At 48.6% G+C, this 12,768-nt stretch carries 11 protein-coding genes; 7 read left to right on the top strand and 4 right to left on the bottom strand.

All coding sequences use genetic code 11. The features are described from left to right. Nucleotides 1-60: 60 nt before the first annotated feature. Complete coding sequence (locus BTA35_RS01505) at nucleotides 61-1,338, bottom strand: imelysin family protein (RefSeq protein WP_077242656.1); 1,278 nt, start codon at nucleotides 1,336-1,338, stop codon at nucleotides 61-63. Nucleotides 1,339-1,566: 228 nt separating this feature from the next. Between BTA35_RS01505 and BTA35_RS01500 the strand changes: the two genes are divergently transcribed. The 7 genes from BTA35_RS01500 (at nucleotide 1,567) to alr (ending at nucleotide 11,073) form a co-directional block, all read left to right on the top strand. Further along, entirely contained in the window at nucleotides 1,567-3,072 is a 1,506-nt protein-coding gene (locus BTA35_RS01500; RefSeq protein WP_077242655.1) for an FMN-binding glutamate synthase family protein, read from the top strand. Nucleotides 3,073-3,262: 190 nt separating this feature from the next. Continuing rightward, nucleotides 3,263-4,606 (top strand): ATP-dependent RNA helicase RhlB, encoded by a 1,344-nt coding sequence (rhlB, locus tag BTA35_RS01495; protein WP_238377463.1) that lies wholly within the window; start codon nucleotides 3,263-3,265, stop codon nucleotides 4,604-4,606. Between the two features lie 263 nt (nucleotides 4,607-4,869). Further along, the gene (locus BTA35_RS01490; protein WP_077242654.1) at nucleotides 4,870-5,124 is read left to right on the top strand and encodes a TIGR02647 family protein; all 255 of its coding nucleotides are present in this window, start codon (nucleotides 4,870-4,872) and stop codon (nucleotides 5,122-5,124) included. Between the two features lie 116 nt (nucleotides 5,125-5,240). Further along, on the top strand, nucleotides 5,241-7,385 hold the full coding sequence (gene dinG, locus BTA35_RS01485) for an ATP-dependent DNA helicase DinG (RefSeq protein ID WP_077242653.1): 2,145 nt from the start codon (nucleotides 5,241-5,243) through the stop codon (nucleotides 7,383-7,385). A gap of 675 nt (nucleotides 7,386-8,060) precedes the next feature. Further along, the gene (locus BTA35_RS01480) at nucleotides 8,061-9,314 is read left to right on the top strand and encodes a D-amino acid dehydrogenase (RefSeq protein WP_077242651.1); all 1,254 of its coding nucleotides are present in this window, start codon (nucleotides 8,061-8,063) and stop codon (nucleotides 9,312-9,314) included. A gap of 146 nt (nucleotides 9,315-9,460) precedes the next feature. Then, nucleotides 9,461-9,844, top strand: coding sequence for a RidA family protein (locus BTA35_RS01475; RefSeq protein WP_077242650.1), 384 nt, complete (start codon nucleotides 9,461-9,463; stop codon nucleotides 9,842-9,844). Nucleotides 9,845-9,993: 149 nt separating this feature from the next. Then, nucleotides 9,994-11,073 carry an alanine racemase gene (alr, locus tag BTA35_RS01470; RefSeq protein ID WP_077242649.1) on the top strand — a complete coding sequence of 360 codons (1,080 nt, stop codon included), beginning with the start codon at nucleotides 9,994-9,996 and terminating at the stop codon, nucleotides 11,071-11,073. Between the two features lie 75 nt (nucleotides 11,074-11,148). Here alr and BTA35_RS01465 read toward each other — a convergent pair whose 3' ends face one another. The 3 genes from BTA35_RS01465 to cydX all read right to left on the bottom strand — a co-directional run bounded on the left by BTA35_RS01465 (nucleotide 11,149) and on the right by cydX (nucleotide 12,735). Continuing rightward, nucleotides 11,149-12,102, bottom strand: a complete 954-nt coding sequence (locus BTA35_RS01465) for a DNA ligase (protein ID WP_077242648.1) — start codon at nucleotides 12,100-12,102, stop codon at nucleotides 11,149-11,151. Between the two features lie 155 nt (nucleotides 12,103-12,257). Continuing rightward, a complete protein-coding gene (locus tag BTA35_RS01460; protein ID WP_160054892.1) occupies nucleotides 12,258-12,536 on the bottom strand; it encodes a cyd operon YbgE family protein in 279 nt (92 codons plus the stop codon). 79 nt (nucleotides 12,537-12,615) lie between these two features. Further along, nucleotides 12,616-12,735 carry a cytochrome bd-I oxidase subunit CydX gene (gene cydX, locus BTA35_RS01455; RefSeq protein WP_077242646.1) on the bottom strand — a complete coding sequence of 40 codons (120 nt, stop codon included), beginning with the start codon at nucleotides 12,733-12,735 and terminating at the stop codon, nucleotides 12,616-12,618. Nucleotides 12,736-12,768: the final 33 nt, after the last annotated feature.

Genomic DNA, 12,768 nt, shown 5'->3' with positions numbered 1-12,768 from the left:
CTGAAAACGCACAAACGACCCGGAGGTCGTTTGTGGTAAAGCCTGTAAATACAGCTTAGATTAGAACTCGTGATCAGCTGTGTCAGGGTTTAGGGCATCAACGCCCAGTGTACCGGCAACCTGCTCAATATAGCGGGTCTGCTGTACTAAGGTATTGATAGTGCTGGTCAGCAACTGCTCACCTTGTTTATTACCCGGTGCGATCATCATATCAAACTTGATCTGTTGTGGGCCTTCTGCAAGATCAACAACATCCTGTAATGTCCGCTGAGTTTGTGCTAACTGCTGACGCAGAGCTGTATCCAGAGGATGGTTCTGCTGTTGCACCAGGTCACTCAGGCTGGTGCCGTTTACAACTGATCCGTCAACCCGGGTGTATTTACCCAGATAAACGTTCTGAACACCTTTTGCGTTGAAGAAGTGTGAGTAGTGGGTGTTATCAGAGAAGCAATCGTGCTCATCTTCTGTAGAGTTTGCTTCCATCGCAACCTTGATGCGTTCACCGGCCAGTTCGCCCAGAGATAGGCTACCCATGCCGTACAGCATCTTACGTAGACCCTGATCGGCAGGCTCTGCCATCAAGGTTGCACGATAGTTATCGGATTCTCCGGTCTTCCACTGCTTACGCATCCAATCCAGGTCGGCAACCAGTAGATCCACTGCGGCTTTCAGATATGCCCCACGACGGTCGCAGTGACCACCGGAGCAGCCAGCACCCTGTACATAATCGGTATAAGGACGTTCACCAGCTCCGCTACGGGTACCATTCAGATCCTGACCCCAAAGCAGGAACTCAATTGCGTGATAACCTGTTGCTACGTTAGCTTCGGAACCACCCAGCTCATTGATGTTAGCCAGCTTGTCCGGTGTAATGTCACCAAAATTAATTGTATCAGAACCGATCTGAACCTGGCTGTTAGCAATGATGTTCAGTTCCGCACCAGGATTACCAAGTTCGTGCTGGTAGTAACTGTCATCAACGTAGTCGATCAGACCTTCATCAAGAGGCCAGGCATTCAGCTGCCCTTCCCAGTCATCGACGATAGCGTTACCAAAGCGGAATACTTCACTTTGCTGGTAAGGTTCGCGGGCGATTTTCCATTTGCCTTTCAGCTCTTCAAGACCTGTTGCGCTTGGAGCAGCCAGGAACATGTCAACTGACTTCTGTAGCTCAACAGCTGTCAGATAAGCATCATCGAAAGTGGCATAGGCAACATCAGCATAAGTTTTAACAACCTGCTGCTCCTGAGTCAGGTTGTTCTCTGCAGATGGCATCAGGCTGCAGCCAGAAATGCCAGCTGCCAGTGCAACGGCAAGAGCCAGTGTACGTTTTTGCATCGTATTCCCTTTGCATGGATAGGTTAGTTTTAATTCGGATGGTGCTGCCTATTAAAATACAAATGAGAACTCTTATCAATACATTCTATGAATAAGAATTGATGTTATTCATTTTTCAGGTGTAAGACCCGCCCTGACTTATTAGCTTCTATGGATAAACATAGGGGGATACGGTACACAAATTACTGAATCAGGTATGATCAGTTCTTCTGGAATAAAGGAGCGCTCATGGATCAGTTTGCTATATTAATCTTAGATGTTCTGGTGATCGGCCTTGGACTTTTACTGCTGGCGGGTATTGTGACTGTAGGGGTGATGTATTACGTCGATAAACATCAGACACAGCACACTATACGCCGGAATTTTCCGGTTCTGGGACGTTTTCGCTATTTCTTTGAATATATTGGGGAGTTTTTCCGTCAGTACTTTTTTGCTATGGATCGGGAAGAGTTACCCTTCAATCGCGCGCAGCGGAGTTGGGCTTACCGTGCGGCTAAGAATGTTGATAATACCGTCGCCTTTGGTTCCAGTCGGGATATTCACAAACCGGGTGCTGTCATTTTTCTGAATACGCCTTACCCAACGCTGAAAGAAGATGCTGTGGAGTCACCGCCGCTTCAGGTGGGTATGTACTGTGATAAACCTTTTTACGCTAAATCTATTGTTAATATTTCCGGTATGAGTTTTGGTGCTCTGTCTCGCCCGGCGGTTGAAGCGTTGTCCTCGGGTGCTCAGATAGCGGGTTGCTGGATGAATACCGGTGAGGGCGGACTATCCCCTTATCACCTTTCCGGGGGCTGCGATATTGTCTTTCAGATTGGGACGGCTAAATATGGGGTTCGTGATGAACATGGTCAGCTCAGTGATGAAAAACTGAAGAAGATTGCTGAGATTGATCAGGTTCGCATGTTTGAAATCAAGCTGAGTCAGGGCGCAAAACCAGGTAAAGGCGGTATTCTTCCTGGTGAAAAAGTCACGCCGGAAATTGCCGAAATTCGGGGAATTAAGGTTGGTGAGGATTCTATTAGTCCCAATCGCCACCCTGATATTAATAGCCCGTCTCATCTTTTAGATATGATAGACCGGGTACGGAGTGTGACAGGTAAGCCTGTGGGCATTAAATTTGTCTTAGGCAGCCACGCCTGGCTGGATGAGCTTTTTGCCGAGATTAATCACAGAGGTGAGGAGAGTGCTCCGGATTTTATCACTCTGGATGGTGCTGAGGGGGGAACGGGTGCAGCCCCTATGCCATTAATGGATAGTGTTGGTCTTTCTCTGAAAGAGAGCCTGCCATTGGTGGTGGATATGCTGAAGGCCTTTGGCTTGCGGGGCCGGGTGAGGGTTATCGCATCCGGCAAGCTGATTAACCCAACGGATGTGGCCTGGGCCATTGCAATTGGTGCAGACTTTACGGTAACAGCGCGAGGGTTTATGTTTGCACTGGGCTGTATTCAGGCTCTGCAGTGTAACAGAAATACCTGCCCATCGGGTGTGACAACCCATGACCCGGATTTGCAGGAGGGGTTGAATCCTCAGGATAAATCGGTCCGTGTTGCCAGTTACCACCAGCACCTGATCAGTGAAGTTGGTGTGATTGCTCACTCCTGTGGTGCCCGTGAACCTCGTGAGCTTCGTCGTCACCATGGTCAGATGGTAACAGCCTCGGGGCTATCGGAGAATCTGGCGGTGCTTTATCCGGGGAATTATGTGCCACTGAGGGAAAAAGCAGATTAGAGTCTGCACTTTTAAAGGGATAAAATTTCCTCAGGGTTCTGATAAATTTTTACTTATATATTGCTCTGGCAGCTGTTTTTTTTGCAGAAAAAAATGTGTCGGGGCGTAAAAACTGAGACAATACGCCAAACGGCGAACAGATTAATGACAAAGCCCTGATGCGTTCAGGGTTTCAGGAGCAGAAAAACCCGTGTCAAACCCATCCGAAAATCAGAAAATTTCCGAATCAAATAACGAACAGCAACGTAATGAATCCAGGGCTAAATCCGCTAATGCCAAGCGGAGCCGTAAGCGCCGCCGCCGCCCGCCTTTCAAAAAGAAAAAACCAACGAATAACTGGGATCTCTCTCAGTTTGTTGTACCGGAAGTAGAAGGTCAGCATCGTTTTCATGATTTTGACCTGCCATTGCCGCTGATGCGTTCAATTCATGAAGCTGGCTTTGAGTATTGCACGCCGATTCAGGGGCAGTCGCTGGAGCATACTCTGCTGGGCAAAGATATGATTGGTAAAGCCCAGACCGGCACCGGAAAAACGGCGGCTTTCCTGATCAGTATTTTGAGCTACTTCCTGGAAGAGGAAGGGCCTGGTCTGCAGAAAAATGGAGCACCCCGTGCTCTTATTATTGCGCCGACCCGTGAGCTGGTTATGCAGATTGCGAAAGATGCTCACCAGCTGAATAAACATTGCGGCTTTAACGTGGTGTCTATCGTTGGGGGCATGGACTACCAGAAGCAGCGTGATCAGCTGAAAGGCCAGATCGATATCATGGTGGCAACACCGGGTCGTCTGCTGGACTTCCACCAGAAACGTGATCTGGATCTGCGTGAAGTGGAAGTACTGGTTCTGGACGAAGCAGATCGCATGCTGAGCATGGGCTTTATCCCGGATGTGAAGCGTATTATTCGTGCTACACCGAAGAAGGAAGAGCGTCAGACCTTCCTGTTCAGTGCGACCTACCCGCAGGATGTGGAAAATCTGGCCGATATGTGGACCTATGAACCTGTTCGCATTGAGATCGAGTCTGAAGAGCAGACTAACGTCAACGTAGAGCAGCACGCCTACATTGTTGCGGATTCTGATAAAGAGAAACTGCTGATCAGCCTGATGCGGAAAGAGGGCTGGGATCGGGTTATCGTGTTTGCTAACCGACGTGATCGTGTCAGGGATCTGTGCGACCAGCTGAAAAAAGCCGGTGTTAGTGTTGCGATGCTGTCCGGTGAAGTGGAGCAGAGAAAGCGTATTGCGACGCTGGAGAAATTTCGCGATGGCTCCATTCAGGTATTAGTCGCCACAGATGTTGCAGGCCGAGGTATTCATATTGATGACGTGAGCCATGTGGTGAACTTTACACTACCGGATGATCCTGAAGATTACGTGCACCGGATCGGTCGTACAGGTCGAGCAGGCTCTCTTGGGGTTTCTATCAGCTTTATCGGTGAGGAAGATGCTTTTGTCCTACCGGATATTGAAGAGTTTATTGGCAAGAAAATTGAGAGTCAGCAACCGGATATCAGTCTGATTGATAACGGCTGAGTGTAGGTCGCCCTCTGTTCAGATGAAAACCGGAGCTTAGTCTCCGGTTTTTTTATCTGAATTTTTTATCCTGCTGTTTTTATTCTGTTATTGAACTGAAGCAAGTGACTCCGCGCTGATTTTTCCCTAACACTTATCCCTGGAAACTTGCTAGAGTTGATGGGTAGGCCTGACGTCTTAATACACTATTTAAAGTAAGTACGATAACTAAAGTAAGTACGGTAACTAAAGTAAGTGTGATAACAATAAATGAGGCAACCTCTATGCTGTTAAGTGAAGCGCAACATCAGGAAATTAACGTGTTACTCCAGTTTAATCTCAGTTCTATGCAGGAGGGGATTAAGGTTCATTCCAATGCCGAACCGGATCTGATTGCAGCAACCTGCCGTTTGTTTGAGAAAGGTCTTATTACTCAGGAGGATGGTGGTTATCTGACCTCCCTTGGGCATACAGCAACAGAGCATGCTCAGGCATTGAAAACGATACTCTCTGCAGCTGAAGCTGAGCTTCAGGGGTAATCGTCTCTGATAAACAAGGTAGCCGATTCACTGGCTGCCTTCAGCCTTCCTTGGAATAAGCTGTTACCGCAGAGTACCATCGGGTAAAATTGTTGCCTTATCGAAAAGAGGCCAGCATGCTTACCGACGCCATCAAATCTGATATCCAGACTGCCTATTCTACCTTCCTGAAAAACCGTGAGCTGAGAGCCCGACAAGGGCAGCGTCTTATGGTGGCTCAGATCGCCCGTACACTGGGTAATATCCAGACTGCGTCAGATGGTATACGCACATCTGGCCCTCATGTTTGCGCCATTGAGGCCGGTACCGGTACCGGTAAAACTCTGGCTTATCTGGTGTCATCACTACCGGTCGCGAAAGAGCGTGACAAGCGCATTGTAGTATCCACCGCAACAGTTGCATTACAGGAGCAGCTGATCTTTAAAGATTTGCCGGACCTGAAAACCTATGCTGAAATTCAGTTTAAATATGCTCTGGCAAAAGGTCGCAGCCGCTATCTGTGCCTGAGCCGTCTTGAGCAGGCCTTAGAAGATGCTAACGGCGCTGATCCTGCCCAGAGTACGCTTTCTCTGTTTGATGAGTTTCTGCAGACTAATACATCAAAAGAAGCGACTGCACTTTATCAGGAGATGGCCCAGCATTATTTGTCCGGCAAATGGGAAGGTGACAGGGATAGCTGGAAGGACTCCCTTGAAGAGCCGGTTTGGCGGCGCATTACCACGGACCATAATCAGTGCACTAATCGTCGCTGCAGCAACTTTAGCAGCTGCGCCTTCTTCAAAGCCCGTAACGAACTGGATGATGCGGATATTATCGTGGCGAATCACGATCTGGTGCTGGCGGATCTGTCTTTGGGTGGAGGTATTGTGCTGCCAGACCCTCAGGATACCATTTATATTTTTGACGAAGGCCACCACTTGCCGGATAAAGCAATTGATCATTTTGCCGGAAGCTTCCGTGTGAACGCTTCTCTGCAGTGGTTACGGTTGCTGAAAAAGTCACTATCGGACCTGAACAGTGAATTGGGGCAGGACCCTCTGATTGTGAAACAGCTGAATCAGCTGCCGGACATTCTGAATAATCTTGAGGTGGAGCTGGCGGAGTGTTATCGCCAGTTGCATGAAATCACTCAGTTCTCACCGGAGAACATGGATCGGGATATTCGCCCGGTCCATCGTTTTGAGAAAGGGGTTGTCCCGGAAGCACTCGTTCAGAGTGCTTTGAATCTGAAGATAAGCTTTGCCGGCTTGTGTCAGAAACTTGAGATTATGGTTAAGCAGCTAAAAGATGCCATGGACCCGGAAACCTCTGGCCCTTTGGGGCGTGAGGAAGGGGAGCAATGGCTACCTCTGGCAACCATGCTGCATAGTCGCTCAGTGGCTGCCTGGGAGCTTTGGGGGATGTATGCCACGCCTCAGGCAGAGGATGTTATGCCGATTGCACGCTGGATTACGCTGCAGAATCAACAGGTCGATATTGATCTGGAGGTATCCTGCAGCCCCATCAGCGCTGCAGGCACGCTGGCCCGAAACCTCTGGCAGCCCTGCTTTGGAGCCGTGCTTTCATCCGCTACTCTGACAGCTTTGGGAAGTTTTGAGCGCATTCGCACCCGTGCAGGACTCCCGGAAGATGCGGACTGTCTTGTCGTGCCTAGCCCGTTCGACTTTGCCTCCAACGGTGTTTTGGAACTGCCGGAAGAGGCTTGCGATCCAACCCAGGCTGACCTCCATACCCGTCAGATTGTCAGCTTCATCAAAAATAAAGTTATTACTGATGAAGGTACTTTGGTGCTTTTCTCTTCCCGTCGCCAGATGCGGGATGTGCTGGATAAAATGCCTGCCCACTTAGTAAACTCCATTCTGGTTCAGGATGATCTCACTAAACAGGTGCTTTTGGAGCGACATCGTAGCCGTGTTGATAAGGATGAAGGCAGTATTATTTTTGGCCTTGCCAGTTTTGCTGAAGGTATCGATCTGCCCGGAAAATATCTTTCCCATGTCGTGATTACCCGCATTCCATTTTCAGTACCGGATGATCCTGTGGAAAAGACTCTGTCTGAGTGGATCGAAGCGAAAGGTGGTAATCCTTTCCTGCAGATCACGGTTCCGGATGCGTCAATTCGGTTGGTTCAGGCCGTGGGGCGTTTGCTGAGAACGGAGTCGGATACCGGCAGGATCTCGTTATTAGATCGCCGGGTGCAGACTAAACGCTATGGCAAACAGATTTTAAATAGTTTACCGCCTTTCAGGCGAGCATTTTAAATCCACTAAAATGCTCTAACTAGGGAATTCCCTTGGGTTTTTTAGGGTTTGAAATAGTATTTTCTACGCTATTTTCGACCTATGATACGCCACACATGGAGGTGATGTGGGGTATGGTCGGCAAGGATGCTGACTATCTTGTCAGCACTGAACTCCCGCGTTAGGTCGGGTTTTATAAAGCTTGGCCCCTGAGTGTACAAATAAAATCTGCATGTCTTTTTTCCTCCCATAACTCAATTTCGATCCTGCCCTTTTTTCTTGTTGTAAATCTGTTTTTTTTCATCTTTATCCATTTCTCCTGTTGTTCTGGTGACCCAATGTCTTCGGGTCTATAAGACACATTGTGCTGCCCGGCCTTCGACAACCTCTTTAAAAGCTTTCTGGGCGGCGCCGTATTTCAGGCGTCCTACCTACTTATGGATATATAAGCTGGTTTTTGATTTGGAGACAGATGGTTTTTTCTGTTGTTGTTGTTTTTAAAGGTTTTTTAGTCTTTTTTATAGGTTTAAATAAGTGTCATTTTTTGGTTGAAGTATAATAATCTATGCGTATTCGCTGGTTAGTTGCTTTTGTTTAGGAAAATCATCTGTTCCTTAGAGGCTTGCCAGAAAAACAACAACTTCGTTTTAAACCTGTCTGGTGAGTGAAAGCCAGGACTCTTTGGAGTGGATACGTATGAATATTCTGATTTTAGGTAGCGGTGTTGTGGGTGTTACCACAGCGTACTATTTGGCAAAACAGGGCCATGAGGTAACCGTTGTTGACCGTCAGGATTCTCCTGCTATGGAAACCAGTCATGCGAATGCGGGGCAGGTTTCATTTGGTTACTCCACTCCCTGGGCGGCACCGGGTATCCCTTTTAAGGCGATGAAGTGGCTGACTCAGACACATGCGCCTCTGAAAATGTCCGCTACACTGGATCCGTTCCAATACGCCTGGATGACACAGATGCTGGCTAACTGTACCGAGAGCCGTTACGCCGTTAACAAAGCTCGTATGGTACGTGTATCTGAATACGCACGCCTTTCAATCGATGCGCTTCGAGAAGAAACCGGCATCCGTTACGAGGATCGTCAGCAAGGTCTGACCCAGTTGTTCCGGACTGAGAAACAGGTTGAGGCTGTTCAGAAAGATATTGCTGTGCTGCGTGACTTTGGTGTTGATTTCCAGGAACTGGATATGGATGGCGTCCTGCAATACGAACCTGCTTTGGGCCGTGTGAAAGATAAGTTTGTTGGTGGCCTGCGTATGGTGGGAGACCAGACCGGTGACTGTTACGCCTTTACCAACAAGCTAGCCGATCTCTGTAAAGAGATGGGCGTGAAATTTATGTTTGATACTGAGATCCACGGCCTGCAGGATAAAGCCGGAGAGGTGACAGGGGTTAAGACATCCGCTGGCACGCTGACAGCTGATCACTATGTTGTTGCCATGGGGAGTTTCTCCCGTCAGCTGATGAAGCAGGTGGGTATTGACCTGCCAGTTTACCCGATTAAAGGGTACTCCTTGACGATGCCGATCACGGATTATGATGCGGCACCGGCTTCTACTGTCATGGATGAAACCTATAAGGTTGCGATTACCCGTTTTGATGACCGTATTCGTGTGGCAGGTACCGCTGAATTGTCTGGCTATAACCTGGAGATGCCACAGAAGCGCCTGGATACTATTTCCATGGTCGTTTCTGATGTGTTCCCGGATGGCGGGGATATTTCTCAGGCTGAATACTGGACAGGTCTGCGGCCAATGACACCGGATGGTACACCTATCATTGGTAAAACTAAGTTCTCTAACTTGTCCCTGAATACTGGTCACGGAACCCTGGGTTGGACCATGTCCTGTGGCTCCTCACGTTTGCTGGCAGACCTGATCTCAGGTAATGAAACAGGTATTGATCCGGCTGATCTGGATGTTGCCCGCTACAACTGATTTTCCTAAGGCTGAAGTAAGGCTTCAGCCTGCAAAGTTTTTGCACTTGTTGTTCTGTTCTTACTCACATCTTGTGCTTAGGTAGGTCTTCGGGCCTGCCTTTTTTATGACTTATCATACACTGCTCTAAAAGAGGCTTTTTTACCATGGCAGATAAAAAAATCATTCATTCTGATAATGCTCCTGCAGCAATTGGCCCATACTCACAGGCGGTACAGGTAGGTAATCTGGTCTTTATGTCTGGCCAAATTCCTCTGAACCCTGAAACAATGGAAGTGATTACGGAATCCTTTGAAGCGCAGACAGTGCAGGTGTTTGAAAACCTGAAGGCTGTTGCTGAAGCGGCAGGCGGTTCTCTGGAGAACGTTGTTAAGCTGAATATCTATATGCCAGACCTGGGTAACTTTGCCAAGGTTAACGAAGTGATGGAGCGTTACTTCTCTGCACCTTACCCGGCTCGTGCCGCACTGGGCGTTAAAGAGCTGCCTAAAGGGGTTGATGTTGAAGTTGAAGGCATTCTGGCACTTTAATTCAACCGTTTTTTTGCTCATGCAGTGCCTGATGCGCTGCGTGACAGAGCTGTTTGCGCTAGAGTAGACCGCTCTGTTTCTTTCCTGATTTTTGTACTGCAAAATCCTGTATCTGACACTCAATATCATAACGAGATGGAGACCTGCTCATGGCGCGGGCGGCAAAAGCTGTAATTGATCTGACTGCATTAAAGCATAACTATCTGTTGGCAAAAGAACTGGCTCCGGGCCGTAAGGCTGTAGCCATTATTAAGGCGAATGCATATGGCCATGGTGCGGTAGAAGCAGCAGAATATCTGTCGGATGTGGCCGATGCATTTGGTGTTGCCTGCATTGAAGAGGCATTGCAGCTGGCTGAAAACGGTATTAAGCAGCCCGTGGTTCTGTTGGAAGGTTTTTTTACCGCCGATGAGCTGGAGTTTGTTGATAAGTACCGGATGATGACTGCCGTACACAGTGAGTGGCAGCTGGAAGCTCTGGAGCAGCATGCTTTTTCTCAGCCGTTACCGGTTTTGGTGAAATTTGACTCTGGTATGCATCGTTTGGGGTTTGATGCAGAAGGTTTTGCTAAAGCGGTTGAGCGTTTACAGAAGATGGATCATATTTCAGATGTGATCGCGATGACGCACTTTGCCTGTGCCGATGAGCTGGAGTGTGAGTACACTCAAACTCAGATGGCTAATTTCCATGCTGCCTGTGACCGTTTTGGTCTGCAGCACTGTATGGCAAACTCCGCAGTAACCCTACACTGGCCGGAAGCCCACGGTGATTGGGTGCGCCCCGGTATCATGCTGTATGGTGCCTCACCACTGGATCAGCAAACTGAAAATGCCGCCCGTCTGAAACCCGTGATGACCCTGAGTTCTGAGATTATTGCTATCCGTGAACTTCCTGCAGGTGAGCCTGTGGGTTATGGGCGTCGATTTACCTCTGAGCAACCAACCCGTGTGGGTGTTGTCGCTATGGGGTATGCCGATGGTTATCCCCGCCATGCCATTGATGGTACGCCTGTGGCGGTGAATGGCAAGATGACCCGGCTTATCGGTAAGGTCTCTATGGATATGATGACCCTTGATCTAACGGATCAACCGGAGGCAAAAATCGGTGATCCTGTTGAGCTATGGGGTGAACAGGTGGATGTGAATCAGGTTGCTGCCTGTTCGGATACCATATCTTATACCCTGTTTACCGGTATCACATCCCGTGTTCCACGGATTTATAAAAAGTAACTTGCCCAGGTTACTTTGCTGAAAAAGGCTCCCGTGCTTCTCGCCGAGGAGCCTTTTCTGATTTTATGTAAGCCTTTACTTCAAATCCCTTGCTTCGTAGTCATCCCGGATGCGCATAAAACGTGCGAAACGGGGTAGTCCGGTGGAGGTTTGACCGTTGTAACGATAGGTGATAACACTGCCAATTGATGGTGGTGTTCTGCGTTCAGCATGACTGAACCCGCTGCCTATTTTTATCTCCCGGCCATCCGCCAGCCGAACCCTCAGCGCCCCCATCATGCCGGTAAACTGGCCCTTACCTTCGGTATAGCCTAAAACAACGGCTTCTGCATCTTCGTAGAGTTTTACTTTCATCAGATCATCGGAGCGCCCAACCTGGTACAGAGCACTGCCTCTGTGCAGCATAAGACCTTCTGCTCCCTCTTCTGTGAGCTGCTCCAGATATTGGTTCAGGGCTTCGCGGTCAGGCAGGCGGAACTGATGTACCGGCTGTAACCAGGGTAGATTTAGCTGTTGGCAAAGCTCTTCGATAGCTCTTACCCGCTGGTCAAAAGGGGTGAGCTGGTCTGGCAGATCAAAGATGCGATACTGAATATCAGCCCAGTCGGCTGCCACGGGTTCATGTTGACGTACCAGGCCTGAAACTTCTGCAAAGCGACCACGGCCCAGCCAGAGTTCACCATCCAGAGGCGTCCTGGGCAGGGCATTCAGCATTGATTGGGGGGCATGGATAGGATTACCTTGTCGGGTTTTGAGTTGTGAACCATCCCAGAAGGCTCTTACGCCATCGAGTTTTTCGCTCACCCAGTAGTCTCGGATATTGTCCTGTTGTTGGTAGTGCTTAGCCAGCATGAGTGGCAAGGGGGAGTTATCGGATGGAGGGGGAAGTGTACCGCCCCATAGACTGGAGGGGGCAAACAAAGAGAGGGCCCCTAAGCCGCAGATTATCCGATAACGCCGGCTCTGTTTCGCTTTTGCAGAATATTTTGTGAGGCCGTTAGCCTTGATCAGGTTTCCATTGCAGGACATATCACTTCCTCCTTGAGTGATTTTTGCAGTACCTTCTAAATTTAGATAACAACCTTTTTAAGTGCAAGTGTTGGCAGACTTAAAGAAGCTATGAAAAATAGGGTGCGTATTTTTTCGCAGATTTGATCGGTGGCTTGTTAGGCTATCAGGCATTCTTAATAAATCAGATACTCAACCAGGCCATATACAATGATCAGCCAGGCAATGATGGGGTTAAATATCAGTCGCCAGATGATGGCTTTGGGTTCAAAACCAACGCCATGAATAAATCCTGCACTAATTGCCCACATAAACAGAGTGAACAAGCCATGATCCACTTCATGAATGGAGTCGGCTATCAATCTTGGGTAGGCGGTCAGTACAACACTGATTATGATAGCACTGATAAGAGATAACGCTTGTGTCCAGCGGGAGCGTGGGTAAGGAATTGTCATAACAGCAGTTCCTGAAGGGAAGGGGGGCTTCGTCAGAAAAGCCAGCACCCGGCTAGGGTTGCTGGCTAAAGATATAGCCTCAGACTTGAGGCTGATCATTATCCAGGTCAAAATCTGGGTCTGACTCTAACCACATCGCATTGATAATACCGAATGAGATCGCCAGTAATACACCCAAAATCCAGGCAAAATACCACATATCATTTCTCCTGAGAGAGCCGCTTATCTTTCA

Source organism: Oceanospirillum linum, from assembly GCF_001995095.2.
In the GTDB taxonomy this organism is placed as follows: domain Bacteria; phylum Pseudomonadota; class Gammaproteobacteria; order Pseudomonadales; family Halomonadaceae; genus Oceanospirillum; species Oceanospirillum linum.
This window is presented reverse-complemented; position numbering and strand designations above follow the sequence as displayed.